At 41.2% G+C, this 17385-nt stretch carries 17 protein-coding genes; 9 read left to right on the top strand and 8 right to left on the bottom strand.

Annotated elements, in window-relative coordinates:
• Positions 1-906: 906 nt before the first annotated feature.
• The gene (zwf, locus tag QUB80_RS14835; RefSeq protein ID WP_289790261.1) at positions 907-2286 is read right to left on the bottom strand and encodes a glucose-6-phosphate dehydrogenase; all 1380 of its coding nucleotides are present in this window, start codon (positions 2284-2286) and stop codon (positions 907-909) included.
• 24 nt (positions 2287-2310) lie between these two features.
• On the opposite strand from zwf, the gene QUB80_RS14830 reads away from it, so the two are divergent.
• The 4 genes from QUB80_RS14830 (at position 2311) to QUB80_RS14815 (ending at position 4534) form a co-directional block, all read left to right on the top strand.
• Positions 2311-2493 (top strand): hypothetical protein, encoded by a 183-nt coding sequence (locus QUB80_RS14830; protein WP_289790260.1) that lies wholly within the window; start codon positions 2311-2313, stop codon positions 2491-2493.
• A 67-nt stretch (positions 2494-2560) separates the two neighbouring features.
• The gene (locus QUB80_RS14825; RefSeq protein ID WP_289790259.1) at positions 2561-3301 is read left to right on the top strand and encodes a prolipoprotein diacylglyceryl transferase; all 741 of its coding nucleotides are present in this window, start codon (positions 2561-2563) and stop codon (positions 3299-3301) included.
• Between the two features lie 3 nt (positions 3302-3304).
• Entirely contained in the window at positions 3305-3880 is a 576-nt protein-coding gene (locus QUB80_RS14820) for an ABC transporter permease (RefSeq protein ID WP_289790258.1), read from the top strand.
• Between the two features lie 324 nt (positions 3881-4204).
• A complete protein-coding gene (locus QUB80_RS14815) occupies positions 4205-4534 on the top strand; it encodes a hypothetical protein (protein ID WP_289790257.1) in 330 nt (109 codons plus the stop codon).
• 216 nt (positions 4535-4750) lie between these two features.
• Here the strand turns inward: QUB80_RS14815 and QUB80_RS14810 are convergent, their stop codons facing one another.
• Positions 4751-7024, bottom strand: coding sequence for a RelA/SpoT family protein (locus tag QUB80_RS14810; RefSeq protein ID WP_289790285.1), 2274 nt, complete (start codon positions 7022-7024; stop codon positions 4751-4753).
• A gap of 363 nt (positions 7025-7387) precedes the next feature.
• Between QUB80_RS14810 and patD the strand changes: the two genes are divergently transcribed.
• Positions 7388-7726 carry a heterocyst frequency control protein PatD gene (gene patD / locus QUB80_RS14805; protein WP_289790256.1) on the top strand — a complete coding sequence of 113 codons (339 nt, stop codon included), beginning with the start codon at positions 7388-7390 and terminating at the stop codon, positions 7724-7726.
• A 347-nt stretch (positions 7727-8073) separates the two neighbouring features.
• On the opposite strand, the gene QUB80_RS14800 is transcribed toward patD, so the two are convergent.
• Both QUB80_RS14800 and QUB80_RS14795 read right to left on the bottom strand, forming a co-directional pair.
• On the bottom strand, positions 8074-8601 hold the full coding sequence (locus QUB80_RS14800; protein ID WP_289790255.1) for a hypothetical protein: 528 nt from the start codon (positions 8599-8601) through the stop codon (positions 8074-8076).
• Between the two features lie 313 nt (positions 8602-8914).
• Positions 8915-9199 (bottom strand): DUF5132 domain-containing protein, encoded by a 285-nt coding sequence (locus QUB80_RS14795; RefSeq protein ID WP_289790254.1) that lies wholly within the window; start codon positions 9197-9199, stop codon positions 8915-8917.
• Positions 9200-9695: 496 nt separating this feature from the next.
• On the opposite strand from QUB80_RS14795, the gene QUB80_RS14790 reads away from it, so the two are divergent.
• Positions 9696-11420 (top strand): ABC transporter ATP-binding protein, encoded by a 1725-nt coding sequence (locus tag QUB80_RS14790; RefSeq protein ID WP_289790253.1) that lies wholly within the window; start codon positions 9696-9698, stop codon positions 11418-11420.
• A gap of 2 nt (positions 11421-11422) precedes the next feature.
• Positions 11423-11953, top strand: coding sequence for a GNAT family N-acetyltransferase (locus QUB80_RS14785; RefSeq protein WP_289790252.1), 531 nt, complete (start codon positions 11423-11425; stop codon positions 11951-11953).
• A 162-nt stretch (positions 11954-12115) separates the two neighbouring features.
• Here the strand turns inward: QUB80_RS14785 and QUB80_RS14780 are convergent, their stop codons facing one another.
• The 4 genes from QUB80_RS14780 to QUB80_RS14765 all read right to left on the bottom strand — a co-directional run bounded on the left by QUB80_RS14780 (position 12116) and on the right by QUB80_RS14765 (position 15290).
• A complete protein-coding gene (locus QUB80_RS14780; RefSeq protein ID WP_289790251.1) occupies positions 12116-14176 on the bottom strand; it encodes a ribonuclease catalytic domain-containing protein in 2061 nt (686 codons plus the stop codon).
• A gap of 107 nt (positions 14177-14283) precedes the next feature.
• Complete coding sequence (rpsR, locus tag QUB80_RS14775; protein WP_289790250.1) at positions 14284-14499, bottom strand: 30S ribosomal protein S18; 216 nt, start codon at positions 14497-14499, stop codon at positions 14284-14286.
• Between the two features lie 6 nt (positions 14500-14505).
• Entirely contained in the window at positions 14506-14700 is a 195-nt protein-coding gene (gene rpmG, locus QUB80_RS14770; RefSeq protein ID WP_009453780.1) for a 50S ribosomal protein L33, read from the bottom strand.
• A 44-nt stretch (positions 14701-14744) separates the two neighbouring features.
• On the bottom strand, positions 14745-15290 hold the full coding sequence (locus QUB80_RS14765; RefSeq protein ID WP_289790248.1) for an RDD family protein: 546 nt from the start codon (positions 15288-15290) through the stop codon (positions 14745-14747).
• A 288-nt stretch (positions 15291-15578) separates the two neighbouring features.
• Between QUB80_RS14765 and QUB80_RS14760 the strand changes: the two genes are divergently transcribed.
• Both QUB80_RS14760 and QUB80_RS14755 read left to right on the top strand, forming a co-directional pair.
• A complete protein-coding gene (locus QUB80_RS14760; RefSeq protein WP_289790247.1) occupies positions 15579-15968 on the top strand; it encodes a C6orf136 family protein in 390 nt (129 codons plus the stop codon).
• A 42-nt stretch (positions 15969-16010) separates the two neighbouring features.
• A complete protein-coding gene (locus QUB80_RS14755) occupies positions 16011-17198 on the top strand; it encodes a TRC40/GET3/ArsA family transport-energizing ATPase (RefSeq protein WP_289790246.1) in 1188 nt (395 codons plus the stop codon).
• The last annotated feature ends 187 nt before the right edge of the window (positions 17199-17385 follow it).

The raw sequence follows: 17385 nt of genomic DNA, 5'->3' as shown, positions 1-17385 counted from the left end.
TCGCAGTCTTGGCGGTTCCCGTCACGATTGCGAACCCCTGAACCTGAAAGGCTTCCCGTAAGGGTTGGGGGACTGCTGTACGCCCTTGGCGTTCCCGCAGGGTACCCGGAGGGTGGACGGGTTCCCCGGCATAAAGGAGCCAGTGCGTTGCGCGGGTTAAGCGCGTTGAAGCACCTGGCGTCACCTGGCGTCGGGTTAAGAGCGTTGTAGCGACTGCCCAGAGGCAGGAGGCAACAGCACCTGCACCCTAAAGGGTGAGGCTATACAAGCAAAGCCAGCCTACGCAGGCTAAAAATTCCGAAGCTCGCATTTCCGCCGCTAACCCCAGATCAACAAGCCATACTTCACCAGGTTTCGGGTTCATCCGACAAGTACAATACTTCTTGCTCAACAATTTTTGAACGCAGAATATGTAGCGCATCCTGATCTGCCAGATTGATGATTTCCTGTTACGTATTGGCGCACCTGTTCAGCAATATCAGGCTGTCACTGACTCAATTTTGTGTCTAGTTATTCCACTAAAGCATCCATTGATTGTTGTGGTGTTTAGTTTGATGTTAAGGTATCCGCTAATTACCAGTTTTACTAGATTTGAAGTTGCTTGAACTGGTAACTAATCCCAAGCGATCGCATGAAACAGCTATGCGATCAAAAAGAGCTACAATCAGACATTTGTAGGATGTGTTGTCGCGTAGCGCAACACATCATCCTAAATTCTCGTTGCGTTCTAAGTAAAGTTTTAAATTGAAGTTGAGTTCTAACTAGCAAAAAGGCATATCGCTTTCTCAAAATGCTTAAATGCTTTCTCATTTCGGTAGATTCAGCAAGCAAAAAGGTTGATCGCTTTCTCATTTCAGTAGATCGCGCATTTATGACAGCGATCGCGCTCCTAAATCAGCCAATATACTACTCCCTCGGCAATGGATTGTACCAGCGATCGCCTGTTAACAATAGTTTATCTGCTTCTGGTGGCCCCCAGGTATTCGGCTCGTACTCATAAACGGGTGTAACGTTATCGAGAATTGGCTGAACTATTCGCCATTCCTCTTCTACGGTATCCTCTCTGACAAACAACGTCGGATCGCCCCGCATCGCATCGCCCAATAGACGTTCATAAGGTTCCATCTCGTCGCCACCTCCATAAAACGCCAACAGTTCCACCGCAGATCCAATCATGGCTTCTCCTGGGATTTTAGTGCGAGCGCCCAATCCCACGATTACCTCTGGATCTAATAGAAAACGAACATAATTGGTGTTTTCTTTTCCTCCCTCCTTGAACACATCTAGAGGTGGACACTTGAGCTTAACCATCACCTCAGTAGTCTTGACAGGCAATTTCTTCCCGGCTCTAATATAAATGGGAACTCCTGACCATCGCCAGGTATCGATAAATAAACGAACGGCAGCAAAGGTTTCTACTTGGGAATCAGTAGTTACACTCTCCTCATAGCGATAACCCTGAAATTGTCCGCGAATTATGTCATTGGGTTCAAGCGATCGCAATGCTTTGAGAATCCGCACTTTTTCATCTCGGATCGCATCAGGAGCCGTACTGGCGGGGGCATCCATGCAAACTGAAGCTAGCACTTGCAGCATATGGTTTTGCACCACATCTCGAATTGCGCCTGTCTCATCATAGAACTTTCCTCGTCCTTGAATGCCAAAGTTCTCTGCCATGACAATCTGCACACTTTCGACGTAGTTGCGATTCCAGATAGGTTCTAGAAAGGAGTTCGCAAATCGAAAATAAAGCAAGTTCAGCAGTGGTTCTTTGCCGAGATAGTGATCGATTCGATAGATGGATGATTCGGGAAAAACCGATCCGAGAATTTGGTTTAACTCGCGTGCTGATTCCAAATCTCGTCCAAATGGTTTTTCAATTACCACGCGGGCATTTTTAGCACAACCTGACTTACCCAATCCTTCAACTACTTGTGCAAACAGGCTGGGCGGAATCGCTAGGTAGTAGAGGGGACAAGTGGCATCACCAAGGGCTTGACGTAATTTTTCGTAAGTTTCTGGTTTGTTGTAGTCACCAGAAACGTACTGGAGCAGTGAAGAAAGTTTCTCAAATGCTGCTTGATTTACACCACCATGATGTTCTAGGCTATCACGCGCTCGTTCCCTGAGTTGATCTGTCGTCCAAGATCGCCCGGCAACCCCAATCACCGGAACATTAAGGTTACCACGCCGTACCATTGCCTGAAGGCTGGGAAAAATTTTCTTGTAGGCAAGATCGCCTGTCGCCCCAAAAAATACAAGTGCGTCTGAATGAAGAGTAGTCATCACGAGCCTCTTGAGGGATGTAGTTTGAACAAGCAGTCAAAGAGTGCTGTGTTTAACACGATCATCGGGACAAATTTACCGATCACCGCGATCGCTATTGATGCCATCATACCTAATAACTGTAACAGTGAGTGCGTCTTCGTCGCAGGGTGTTGGGTGTTGGTGGAGAAACCTTTTTCATGCGTTTTGATGTACGCAGTTCAGTAAGGGCTACTTATCAAAATCAATAATATAGACTACTAACCACTAACCACTAACTACTAACTACTATCAAATGACATTCCCAGTTTATTTTTATTTGGGGTCTTTGCGGATTCACCCGCATATTTTATTTGAATCTTTGGCTTATATTGTGGGGTTACATTTAATATTGCGTAACGTGCGTAATGATTTTATTACACCTGCACAGCGCACTTTGATAATTGTTGGTGGATTGCTCGGTGCTCTTGTTGGCGCGAAAGTACTAGTTTTACTACAACATCTTGATTTATTGTGGCAAAATTCTCAGTTTTTTTTATTACTATCTCTCCAAGGAAAAACCATTGTAGGAGCGCTATTAGGCGCGGTGATTGGTGTAGAAATTACTAAAAAGATTATTGGGATCAATCGCTCTACAGGTGATGTATTTGTTTATCCACTCATTATCGGAACGGCAATTGGACGTATTGGATGTTTTCTTACCGGTTTGAGTGATCGCACTTACGGAATTGCAACCACATTACCTTGGGGTGTAGATTTCGGCGATGGTATTCTTCGCCATCCTACACAGTTGTATGAAATTATATTTTTAATCTTCTTATTAATATTTATACGTCTTCGTAGTAACTACAAATACAAAGAAGGGGATTTATTTAAATTTTATTTAATTCTGTATCTAATCTTTAGATTTTTGATAGATTTGATAAAACCAGATTTTCGTATTTTTTTGGGGATGAGTGCAATTCAAATTGCCTGTCTATGCGCTATCGTGTATTATTGGCACACCATTCCTCAGATATTACGATTAAAAGCATAAAGCATGGGACATAGTATATTTTTAGACTTTTTATCTAGCTTGCAATTGTTATTTGTTGGCTACATTCCTGCCGCAATTTTGGGGATTTTAATTGGAAGTTTAATTGGAACTAATCCAGTAGTTTATCAAGTAAGTAAGCGTTTTTTACAAATCCCTTATAGTATGCCTCCTATAGCTTTGGTACCGCTTGCTTTAATATTGTTTCGAGAATTAGAAGTAGCAACAAGTGTCGTTGTATTTTCAAGTGCGATTTGGCCATTAACTATTAAAACGGCTGCTGGTATCCGAAAATCTCGAATTGAAGGTAATAGCTTGCGGATCGCAATAAATTGTATATTTGATGCCTTAAAAATTGGTGTTTGGGTAGCTTGGTTTACAGTCATTGCAATAGAAATGTTAACAGTTGGTAAGGGATTAGGTTTTTTTATTTGGAATAGTTATAGATCTGGTAACAATAATAGCCTTATCGAAGGTATAATTTACGTCGGCACCATCGGATTTTTACTAAATCAGCTACTAGAAATTACAGGAAATATCCTTTCGCGGCTCGCCTCAGAGGGTAAAAAATCTGAACTTTAAAACTCATTTTTCCTTAAAGAATAATAGTTAATGTTAATACTGATAGGAAAAATTACTTCTTTATTTAATGGTTACTAATCCAGTCCCACTGAGATGAAAATAAGTTTGATGAATTTCTATGCCTACCCGCAATTACCTATTTTGCGCTTTGAGAAATAGTGTTTGTTCAAAGAAGTCAGAGTAATTATCACAGAACACAATTAAACTCTCTAAAAGTTAATTGTTTTCAGTAACGGAGTGATTCAAAAAAATATCTGCGCCAGGGGCGCACTTACTCTGTGTTCCTCTGCATTTCAAAAAACTACCTATTCACCAGAAAACACAATGTCAAGAAGAAGCAAATTTAGTAACCTAATTGCAGGTATTATTTTAGTAATAGGAATGCATCTTGTAGCAACTTCAAGTTTGTTTGGTTTTGTGTTGTTACTATCAATGATTAACTATACACAAATAAATATTATCGAGCAAATTTTTATAATATATTTTTTTGGTATTGGTATAACTCAACTTATATATATTATTCCTGTTGCTTTCAAGCTAAACAGACAAGGACGAGCACCTGTGATGCACGGAGTTCTTATTGGTGCAGTTCTCACTGCTTTAATTAATGGTGGTTATTGGCTATTTGTACTTAGCCTTTACCCGCCAAGATAATAAATATTCAAGTTTCAATCATGAAAGTATCAATCAGGAGATTAATCTGATTTTTTACATGACTTATATATCTAAATTGTTGATTGCAACGTTAATCTATAGAAACTTTATTTTTTGATTTTCAAATCTTTTCTCCATAGCTAGATTTGACTTAGTAAAAACCACACAAATGCCCCTGAAAGCACCCTGTAACTTTGAGTTAATTATGCAACTAAATTATTCGTCAATTTGCCCGACACGGCGGATATTAAGAATATCGCTCATTTTCTTAATTTGGACGAATATATGTTCTAACTGAGTGCGATCGCGTATTTCGATCCCCAAATCAATCAATGCCGGTTGACCAAAAGCAGTTTTAACATTAGCATGGCGGACGTTGATACCTTGATCGCTTAGTCGCGATAAAATATCTTTTAATACTCCCACCCGATCCAAAGCCTCAATTTGCACGTTTACCTGATAAGTTTGGGGACGACCATTATTTTCTGCTGCTTGATTCCAACTTACAGGTACAAGGCGATCGCACTCCACTTTTTCTACGTTGTGACATCCTTGGCGGTGGATAGAAATTCCCTTACCCCGCGTGACTACACCAATGATTTGTTCACCAGGAATGGGAGTACAACAACCAGCCAAATAGTACATCAATCCTTCAACTCCCACGATCGGCGAGTCACTAGAGCGTGAAGTGGTTGCACTTCCATCTCGTAGTGCGGCTTTGGCTGTAGTTGGCAGATTTGGGGGAATCTCAGGCTCATTAACTACAGGCTGTTGTGCCTTGACTATTTCTCGCCAACGGTTAAGCACTAGATTAAGCGTTACTTCTCCATAGCCCAAACCAGCCAGCAAATCTTCCACAGAGTGGTAGTTACACTTTTCTGCTACCGCCTGCATTGGCTCTGACTTCAAAAAACTTTCAAACCCTGTTTTGCCGAGTTCTTTTTCTAAAATTTCTTTACCGCGAGCCACATTTTCTTCTCGGCGCGATCGCTTGTACCACTGCTTAATGCGATTTTTAGCCGCACTTGTTCTGACAAAGTTTAACCAATCCAAACTAGGATGGCTATTTTTTTGAGTAATAATATCAACGATGTCACCATTGTGCAGTCGTGTCGAAAGTGGAACCATCCTCCCGTTTACCCGCGCTCCGGCACAGTGGTTTCCAACTTCTGTGTGAATGCGATAAGCAAAATCCACTGTAGTAGAACCGGGATTCAAAGCAACTAAATCCCCCTTTGGAGTGAAGACATAAACGTCATCTTCAAATAAATTATCTTTGATGCTCTCTAAATATTCCTGAGCATCTTTGAGATCGTTTTGCCATTCGAGTAACTGCCGCAACCAAGTAAATTTTTCATCTGCCGCATTTAAATGCGTAATGTTAGAACCCCCAGTTTCTTTATACTTCCAATGAGCAGCGATCCCGTACTCGGCGATTCGATGCATTTCCAGTGTTCGGATTTGCACTTCCAAAGGTCTTCCCCAAGGGCCAATCACCCCAGTATGCAGCGATTGATAGCGGTTGGGTTTGGGCAGACCAATATAATCTTTAAATCTACCAGGAATTGGGCGAAATACATCGTGAACTACTGCCAGAGCACGATAGCATTCCTCGTTAGTTTGAACGATTATCCGCAGTGCTGCCAGATCATAAATTTCGTGAAACTCCTTGTTTTGGCGCTGCATCTTCTGGTAAATGCTATAAAGATGCTTAGGGCGCCCGCTAATATCAAGACAACGAATTCCTGCTTCTGCCAGCCTTTCTCGCAAAGTTTCGGAAACCTTATCCAGTCTTTCTTCCCGCGCCGTGCGTTTTTCAGAAACCAACTGCTGAATTTGGCGAAAAGGCTCTGGTTCCAAATACTTAAACGCCAAATCTTCCAATTCCCATTTAAAACGCCAAATCCCCAAGCGATTGGCTAGGGGAGCAAAAATTTCCCTTGTTTCTAAAGCAGTGCGTCGGCGTTTTTCATCTGGCATAAATTCTAGTGTCCGCATATTATGCAAACGATCTGCCAACTTCACCACGATAACACGGATATCCTGCGCCATTGCTAAAAACATCCGCCGAAAATTTTCTGCTTGACTTTCTGTTTTACTTTTGAAGTTAATTTTAGAAAGCTTGGTGACTCCTTCAACTAAACACCTGACTTCTGCGCCGAAACGCTGTTCTATATCTTCAATTGTGACATCTGTATCCTCAACTACATCATGTAAAAATCCAGCTGCTATCATAGCAGCACTGCCTCCTAAATCATGTAGCATTCCAGCAACAGCAATAGGATGACAAATGTAAGGTTCTCCTGACTTGCGGTATTGCCCTTGGTGCAACTGATAGGCAAATCGAAATGCTCGGCAAATTAAATCTGTATCATAGTACTTTCGGTCTTCTTCTGTTTCACCACCGCTCGTAGATGGCGTATATAAGCAACTCTTGAGCCATTCTGGAAGGGTAATATCGGTTGGTTCGTTGACAACTGTGGTGCTCATCATAGGATCGGAACTGGAGGTGATTGGTGGTTACGAGAGACGGGTTTAGCAGAGAAGTTGCTGTTTATTCGAGGTTTGATTGGCGAAACCCACCTTTATAGGGAATTAGATGCAATTGACGACATCACTGCCAAAAGAATTTGCCGTTGATACATAAAGCCCAAAAGCGATCGCAGAATGATTGCTCGTAAAGTTTGTGGAAATCGTCCTGTTCATACTTCAAGCATAATCATCCCGAAAATCGATTGATGATAAATCAAGCCCTAAACTATAATTTTTAGGGCAACAAGATAAGCTAAAGGCTAAAATTTTTATTGTATAAGAAAGATTACTTGACATTAATAGTATCTCAATCAGCGCTGAATGTCTTTCCATCAGGACAAATATCAAACCTTCGCAACATTGTTAGAGCAATTCCGCTCAGAGGTTGTCACTAAACAGCTAGACGCACTCGGAATGCAGGAGCACCTTATCTGTTTAAAGCAATTTTTTCAGCAACAAATTTTACCTTTGACAGAAGAAAAATCACGAGAGCAATCCTATCGAACAGAAATGAGTAAACAATTGCGTCTATTAGAAATCGATGTGATGTTTTACCAAGGAGCGCGTCAATCTGCTACTGCTTCCGAACGACGCAAAATAATAAGCGATCGCTTGACAACACTTACAGATTACTGTACGGCAATTTCGCAACTACAATAATCATAGATTTACCTGGGTAGTAAGAGTTTTTGTTGTCAAGATTTTATGATATTCAACTTTAGAAGGAAGGTATACAATTTATACCATGATATTGCGATTTGAGAGCAAAAATATTACTTATTAGATTAGCAAAAACCAGTACTTTCTGGTAAGTTTTTTTCGAGCACTACGTCAATCTATAACACTCCCAATCCCGATTATAGCTTAGTAGGGAATTCTTCTGCGTTGACAAAAAAGTAATAAGATTAGAATCAAGGAATTAGATAAATAAATATATAGTATAAGAAAAACTAAGTGCTAAGAGTAATAAATTGGCATTCTCTCTTTCTCCCTCTAAGTACTTTTCATCAATTGGTATCTTTCTCTAAATATTGACGTACTCCCTCGCTCAATTGCAACAGATTGGGTTCAATCTTTTTAGCAAGAAAATCTTGGACTAAATGCACTACACTGCGGACGAGGAATTGAGGAACTCCTTTGATTTGCTTGGGATCGATAATGAGCTCACCACGACTCTCTACAATCGTAGTGCTACCATCTGCAAGGAAGCGGTTCTTTCCCGCGCAATGAACTGCTTCGCTAAAGGCGTGGGTTTTAATTTGCCATTCCACAATAAACTTATCTTCATACCACGTGTTATATTCTGTCCACGAGAGCATATCTTCACTAATTACTGCCCTTGCCGCTACTGGAATTTCTCCACCTCCATGCCACTCATTTATACTATGAACTAGTCCATTCTCCTCACTACGAGATTTCACCTGAATTGAACGCACGTTCGGCATATAGGGGATAAGTTCAGCTAGCTTGTCGCGATAGGTAGTATATACTAGGGAGCGTGGGAAAGGAATGCGCGAATCAGCAGAAATGAGCATTGGTTGATTTATTTTGAATTTCAAGCTTAATACAGCATAAATAAACAATATTACTAAGAGCGTAGCGTCTGCAACTGGTAATATGAATTTTAGATTTTAGATTTTAGATTTTAGATTAAAATCATTGATTAATAGAATATATCTAGTGTTTTGAAACAAGACTCCCACGTCCTAATTTGGGGCAACTCTTTTGGAAGATGTTAATGGCAATTAAAAAAAGGATGGGTAAAAACTCCATCCTTGAAAACAATCTTCAATAGCTATGCGAAAGTTCACTGCAAAATTCGAGATTAGCATTGCTCTTCCTTGAGTCTCAAGCCTGAGTCTCTTCAATCGGTTCAGCTGACTTCATGCGCGACTCACCAAGTTCAGCCCTTGCTTCTGCAACGATATCTTCCCAAGTTTCGCCAACTTCTGCGATCGCTCCCCTACTCTTTTCGTAGAAGAGGATCCCACCTTTAATAATTCCCTTGGCAATAGGCTTACCAACACCAGCTAACACTGGTAAGAATATAGGCAGAAGTACAACTCCTAAAATACCTGTAACACCAAGATTTTCGGCTACATCTCCAACATCTGGTAAAACTTTAACTCCCATCGTATTTTTACCTCTGTTATTCTTACAACTTTATTTTATTACTATTGAAGTAATACATCTCATACAATAGGTAGTGAAAAAATATTAAATAATATTGCTAATTAGTGATATTGCTAGCAAGCGTCAAAGTTAAAATAATATGTAAAAATTAAGTCATATTACTAACTAAATTAAATTCATAAAAATTCTAATAATTTTATATTTATATTTATCTATCAAATTAAATGATTTTGAATTAGGGAAATAATATATAAATTTATAAATTTGATTTTTATCTAAAATTAGTGAAAAGATTGGATATAATTTTCAGATTTAATAGATGACTGTTTGGAGAAAATACTAATTTCAGAAAAGGCAAGTGTTTTTCAAAGATAAATTATTATACCAAGTATAATAGAAGCCAGTAAAAATAAAGATACATAGATAACAAGCATAACGAATATAATCTGATACATTATCTAAAACTTATAACTTCAACGCCAATAACTAAATAAATATGAGTGACGCCTTATTTACTATCGAACATTTACGGGTTGCCTATCCTCATCGTAGTGACGAAGAAGCGCATTGGGCAGTTGATGATGTTTCTTTTAACCTGCAACCAGGTGAAAGAATGGGATTAGTCGGAGAGTCAGGGTGTGGTAAGTCAACTTTGGGAAGAGCAGCAATGCGGTTGCTACCACCATCTACTCGCGTTGAAGGACAAGTCACATTTCAAGGACAATCGGTGTTTGCTTTAACACCAACCCAAATGCGGAAGTTTCGAGGAGAAGCGGTGGCGTTGGTGTTTCAAGATCCCATGACACGCCTCGATCCTTTGATGACTATAGGTAACCACTGTATCGAGACACTAAAGGCGCACTCTCCGAAATTATCAACACGGGAAGCCAAGGCAAAGGCGATCACTACTTTGGCAAAGGTAAATATTCCTGCCAGTCGCTGGAACCAGTACCCCCATGAATTTAGCGGTGGGATGCGACAACGAGTAGCAATTGCCCTAGCTTTATTGCTGCAACCCAAGATGATTGTTGCCGACGAACCAACCACTAGCTTGGATGTCACCGTAGCAGCACAGATTTTGCAAGAGCTGACGCGACTGTGTGCCGAAGAAAATATGGCACTACTACTAATTTCCCACGATTTAGCAATGGTAGCAGAGTATTGCGATCGCATTGGCGTTATGTATGACGGCAAAATGGTGGAAATGGGTAAAACGGAATCTGTCTTTGAACAACCCCAGCACGAATACACGCGATCGCTCCTGCAAGCAGCTCTGCATATTCAAGCAGGAGAGGGAACGGACAAGGGGACAAGGGGAGGGAGAGACACGGGAAATCAAGAGGACACGGAGACACGGAGACACGGAGACATGGGGAATATGAATAAAAGTTTCTCCGCGTCTTCCTCCCAATCCCCTATCCTGCGCATCGTCGATTTAAAACAGCACTATACAATTGAACCTAACTTAATTCAACGTTTGTTCCAAGGGCAATCTCAGACAATTAAAGCGGTAGATGGCATTAATCTCGAACTATATCCCGGAGAAATTTTAGGATTAGTCGGGGAGTCTGGTTGCGGCAAAAGTACTTTATCGCGGACAATTTTGCAGTTAATTCCTCCTACTGCTGGAAAAGTTGAGTTTTTAGGAAAGGAGATCACTCATCTATCCCGGCAGCAAATGCGCATCCAAAGGCGACAAATGCAAATGGTGTTTCAAGATCCCCATGCGTGCCTAAATCCAGCGATGACAGTAGGGCAAAGCATTGCAGATCCATTGTTGATTCATAAGCTAGCGACTCCCGCAGAAGCAAAAAAACAGGTTTTTTGGATGCTGGAAAAAGTAGGCTTAAAACCCCCAGAAGTTTACTATCAGCGTCACGCCTCAGATTTATCTGGGGGGCAGCAGCAACGAGTGGCAATAGCTCGTGCTTTAATTACTCATCCGAAACTTTTGATTTGTGATGAGCCTGTAAGTATGTTAGATGCTAGCGTGCAGTCGCAAGTGTTGGATTTGATGTTGGAATTAAAAGCAGAGTTTGAATTGACGTATTTGTTTATTACTCATGATCTGTGGTTAGCGAGATTTTTATGCGATCGCATTGCCGTCATGAATGGTGGCAAGATTGTCGAAATTGGCTCCACAAAAGAAATTTTTGCTAATCCCCAGCATCCCTATACCAAAACCTTACTAGCCGCAGCTCCCTTGTTAGCACGAGCCTGAACATGACACAGAAGGCAGCAACAAATATTCGCCATGCTACCGAAACTGATTTACCAATAATTGTGGCCATTTACAATGCTGCAATTCCTAGTCGCATGGCAACCGCCGATTTGGAACCAGTCTCTGTGGAAAGTCGCATTGCTTGGTTTAATGGGCGATCGCCACTCAAAAATCCACTCTGGGTAATTGAAGTAGAAGATGTAGTAGCTGGATGGCTAAGTTTCCAATCTTTTTACGGACGCCCAGCCTATCATGCCACAGCTGAAATTAGTATTTACATAGCCCCAGAATATCATCACTGTGGATTGGGAAAGCAACTGCTAACCCAAGCAATCAAACAAAGCTCTACTTTGGGCTTCAAAAACTTAGTATGTTTCATTTTTGCCCATAACCACCCCAGTTTAAAGCTATTTGAGAAATTTGGTTTTCAGCGCTGGGGTTACTTGCCTAAAGTTGCAGAACTTGATAGCGTTGAACGCGACTTAGCAATTTTGGGGCTGCGAATTTCATCAGGAGCGGCGAGCAGTCTATAACTATATCCTTGATGGCTTAGGGAGTAACACCGCTCAGGTACTGGGTACTTGTGATTGGGTATTGGGTATTGGGGATCGGGGAAGTTTTTCTCCTCTGCTCCCCTGCCCCTGGTGCTCCCCTGCTTTTTCCTAGTCCCTAATCCCTAATCCCCAGTCCCCTTTTTAATGAACCGCAGTTTGTGCTTCTTGATAAATTGTTTCTTGGAACTGAATTACATCTTTGTGCGGATCGGCATGGGCAACTTTCACCAAAATATGTTCGCCTAACTTCACAAGACGCCGGAAAGACATTGGCAACTGCAAGCCCAAATCTTCTAAGAGAATTAGTGCTAAATTGCTATCTTCCCTTAACCACATCAGCACTGTTGCTTGCCAACTTATTTCTGGATAGCGGCGCAAATATTCTAAAGCCCAATATCTATTAGTTTGTCTTTCCACCATCGTTGCCTCTTGGGTAATAGTGCTGACTGTCAGCATCACTTCTTTGAGTTGTTCTGCCGAAAAGGGTGGATTATCGCCTCGCAGGTGAGCTTTCAGTTGAAAGTGAGTCAGCAAGTCACTGTAACGGCGGATCGGAGAAGTCGCTTGTGTATAAGTATCTAATCCTAAACCAGCATGACGCATCGGTGTAATGCTCATTTCACTCTTGGGCATACAGCGACGCATCGCACAGGCACGAACAAAGCCTGCTGGCAGTTGGAGTAATTCCTCTTCTCTGGGTAATTCTGGTTGCGGTTGACCGCGAAACGGTAAAGGAATATTATGGGCTTGGCCGTAACGGGCAGCAACCTCACCGGCAACAATCATCATTTCAGCTACTAGTTGCCTTGAGGAAGAGTCATCTAAAACATATATATTAATATCGTCATCTTTGACTTTAATCATTGCCTCCGGCATATTAATGCTGATGGCTCCTTGATTGTACCGCCAGACTTTACGCTTATTTGCCAATCTAGCGATCGCTGCAATTTCTGGTTCTGCCTGTACATCCAACTCCAGCATTTCATCTACATCTTCGTAGGTGAGGCGATAAGTAGGCTTAATTAAACTGGCGTGGATGCTGTAATCCTCTACTCCACCTAATTCGTCTAAAATTATACCAAAGCTGAGAGCATAACAAACCTTACCCTGTACCAAACTCATCGGCCCAGTTGCCAACACCTCAGGGAACATGGGAACCATGCCCGTCGGTAAATATACTGTACTACCTCGCTTTCTGGCTTCCAGATCCAATTCGTCTTCTGGGATTAACCAACGAGTAGGATCAGCTATGTGTACCCATAACCTTTCTCGCCCATCTGGAAATAATTCCCAGCTTAAACCATCATCTATTTCAGTAGTACTTTCATCATCAATTGTATATACCTTGAGATGGGTGAGATCCAAACGATTTGTGTCTGGATCTGGTGGTGGAAATTCCAATTGCTGTTGCGCCACTTCTAATACCTTGCTGGGGAATTGAACAGGAATTGACGAACGACGCAGAAACAGGTTTTCGTGAGGACTCCACCAACTCAAGTCCACTAATAGTTGAAAGGCTCCTTGGGGAGTTGCAGAACGTCCCAACATATTCATTGTTTCCAGAACTGGCGCTGGCGGTGGATATGCACGAGCCAGAGACTCATAACTTATACCTACACGCACAACATCAGCAAGCAGCGCTGCGTATTTCTCTAAAGCTTCCAAACGATGGCGATCATGTCTTTGCCACTCTACTGGTACACCTTTGAGCGCCTGCTCTACACGAGCCAAGAATTCCTGCTGTCCTTTAGCTTTAAGTGCCTCTACTTCTAACTGGTGTTTGCGTTCTGCTACTTGAGCTACTGTTCGGGCTTCGTAGGAGTCTCCCTTTTGCTTGAAATAAATTTTGTCATCTGATAACAAGCAATGAGCAGCATAACATTGAGGCGGTTCTGATTCCGAAAACAGCAGATTAGCCATTTCTTCTGGCGTGACTGTTTCCCCACTTTCCACCAGTAATTCCCAGGCTACTTCTAAGCTAGATGGATCTAAGTAAGGCTTTACTTCTTCCAGAAAACTGGGAATCTGCAAAGGCTTGTAGGTTTCTTTAGTAACTGTATAGGTGATTTGTCGCGGCATCAAACTGTGAGATTGCCCCCGTTCATCGATCACGAACCAACGGGTTTTACCATCTGGACGATCAACTACAGCCAGACGACGATCGCCACCAATTCTAAATTCAACTAACGTCCCCTTCTCCACAAGCCTTGCATTTTCTTAAATAAAGTTTTAAATCTTTGCAATTTTTGAGTTTTGAGTTTTGAGTACAAATTCACTCATCACTCAACACTCATCATTCATAACTATTATTAGCCTTCTGCGTTGATGAACGGCAACAAAGCCAAAATTCGAGCGCGTTTAATCGCGAGTGTCAAATCTCGCTGTTGTTTAGCCGTCAGTCCAGTAATCCGACGCGGCAATATTTTACCGCGTTCGGTGATGAACTTACGCAATAAATCTACATCTTTGTAATCAATAGGTTCTCCCGGCTTAATCGGAGACAAACGACGACGATAGTAACTCATGATTGCCTATTTAATTTCCTTATGAACAGTGTGCTTGTTGCAGTGAGGACAGAACTTCTTCAGTTCTAGACGGTTGGTGGTGTTGCGACGATTTTTGGTTGAGGTATAACGCGAAACACCAGGAGAACGCTTATCTGGATTTGTACGACACTCTGTACATTCCAATGTCACTATGATCCGGACACCTTTAGCCTTAGCCATAATCTTACAAAAAATTGAAGTCCGACAATTAACACAAATCGCTATTATCTCACATTCCGACGCACACTATCAACTAATCGCTTGACTTTTATATCTAGCGAGTAGCCACGACGCGAGGAAGCAATCATAGTCTTAACATAACGGTCATGCCAAGTTTGCCGCATCTGAGTATCAGATAAGGCAGCACCACAGTCAATCGCTAAGGGAAGTATTAGCAGTATAGCAGTGGGATTGCGGATGATGTTATTTAAAGCAACAGAAAGCAACAGCGCACCCAAACCAACGATCACTTCTCGTTTGAAAAGAGTCTGCAAATCTGGAACTCTTCCTCGCTCGACTTCTAGCACCTTCATGTCAAGAGCATAACGCCCTAAACTTTGTCCTTGATTGTTATATACCACCACTACTCGCAACAATAGCCAAGCGATCGCAAAAACCAGTATTTGTATTACCTGGATACCGAGCCTATTACTTCCAAGCAGAGAGCTAATCACCCAGATTAAAAGGAAATCAATACTAAAAGCTGCAATTCGTCGCCCGAATTCTACTTTGGGGTAATTTGGTGGCGGTACTCGTCGTTCAATAGTCATAGAAAATTAGGGAAAATTAGGTGTTTGTATAAAGGCTCAAGTATGTATTTTTTATCTATCTTTAATATTAAGAGGTTAATAGAGGGAACAGGGAACAGGGAATAGGGAATAGATTGCCCGGAAATTTATTTTCGGGCTAATAGCCCAAGTCCGTTAAAACGAACTGAAACATAGAATCATAGTCGGTTTTAACCGACTTAAGCTATTAGCCAGGAACTTGAGTTCCTGGCTGATTGAAGGTAATAAAAAACCAAATCAACACTGATAAAATACAGTCCCATACTTCCTATGGACATTATTAAAATCCTCCAAGAGGACTATCAAAGATTTCCAGTTAATCAAACCTACAGCATCTATGCCGAAGATGTTTATTTTCAAGATCCACTTAACAAATTTTCGGGCGTTGAGCGATACAAGCAGATGATTAAATTCATCGAGACTTTCTTTTTAAATCTCAAAATGGACTTGCATGATATCCAATTAGAGGAAGACACCATCAAAACCAAGTGGACACTCAGCTGGAATACACCCCTGCCCTGGAAACCGCGTATTTCTATCCCTGGCTGGAGTGAATTACGCTTAAATTCTCAAGGAATGATTGTTTCTCACATTGATTATTGGAACTGTTCGCGATTAGATGTCCTCAAACAGCATTTATTTCCCTTAAACAGTCGATAATGTAAATAAATGTAAACTCTTCTCAGCCAGACAGAATCATTCATGCGTGTAATTTTGATGACAGGAAAAGGCGGTGTAGGTAAAACATCCGTTGCCGCCGCTACGGGACTTCGTTGTGCAGAACTAGGCTATCGTACATTGGTGTTGAGTACAGATCCTGCTCACTCCTTAGCAGATAGCTTTGACTTGGAACTGGAACATACTCCTCGACAAATTCGTCCCAATCTATGGGGTGCAGAACTAGATGCACTGCAAGAATTAGAGGGAAATTGGGGTGCTGTAAAGCGTTACATTACTCAGGTATTGCAGGCACGAGGATTAGATGGAGTACAAGCAGAAGAATTGGCAATTCTACCAGGCATGGATGAGATTTTTGGCTTGGTGAGGATGAAACGCCATTATGATGAAGGCGATTTTGATGTTTTAATTATCGACTCTGCACCCACAGGTACGGCATTGCGACTGCTGAGTCTACCAGAAGTTAGCGGTTGGTATATGCGCCGTTTTTACAAGCCGTTTCAAAATATTTCAGTTGCACTTAGACCTTTAGTAGAGCCTCTTTTTAAACCAATTGCTGGTTTTTCTTTGCCTGACAAAGAGGTAATGGACGCACCTTATGAGTTTTATGAACAAATTGAAGCGTTAGAAAAAGTATTAACAGACAACACACAAACTTCGGTACGTCTCATTACCAATCCAGAAAAAATGGTAATTAAAGAATCTCTTCGTGCTCATGCTTATCTAAGTTTATATAATGTTGCAACTGATTTAGTCGTAGCTAATCGCATTATTCCTAGCGAAGTCCAAGATCCATTTTTCCAACGGTGGAAGGAAAATCAACAGCAATATCGTCAGGAAATTCATGAGAATTTTCATCCTTTACCAGTGAAGGAAATACCTCTTTTCTCAGAAGAGATGTGTGGCTTAGAGGCATTAGAGCGTCTCAAAACAACCCTCTACCAAGACGAAGATCCCACTCAGGTTTATTACAAAGAAACTACCATTAGAGTTGTACAAGACAAAAATCAGTATAGTCTGGAATTGTACTTACCAGGCATTCCCAAAAACCAAGTTCAATTGAGTAAAACAGGTGATGAGTTAAATATCACAATTGGTAATCATCGCCGGAACTTAGTCTTGCCGCAAGCCTTAGCTACACTACAACCAGCAGGAGCAAAAATGGAAGATGACTATCTTAAAATTCGTTTTGCCGAAACTGTAAAAACTTAATATTGTCAGGTGGATACTGTCCATCTCTAATATTTTTAAGTTTAAGATCCCCGAATTCTCTAAAAAGCCGGGGATCTGTGTATTTATTTTAGATTTATATTCAGATTTTTGTCTTACAAATATCATTTTATTACTGTAATGTTAAGCTAAATAAACATATATTAAAAGTATTTACTTGAAATTTATA

Origin of the sequence: Chlorogloeopsis sp. ULAP01 (assembly GCF_030381805.1) — a bacterium.
In the GTDB taxonomy this organism is placed as follows: Bacteria; Cyanobacteriota; Cyanobacteriia; order Cyanobacteriales; family Nostocaceae; genus Chlorogloeopsis.
The sequence above is the reverse complement of the archived record's forward strand: the minus strand, read 5'-3'. Positions and strand labels throughout refer to the sequence as shown.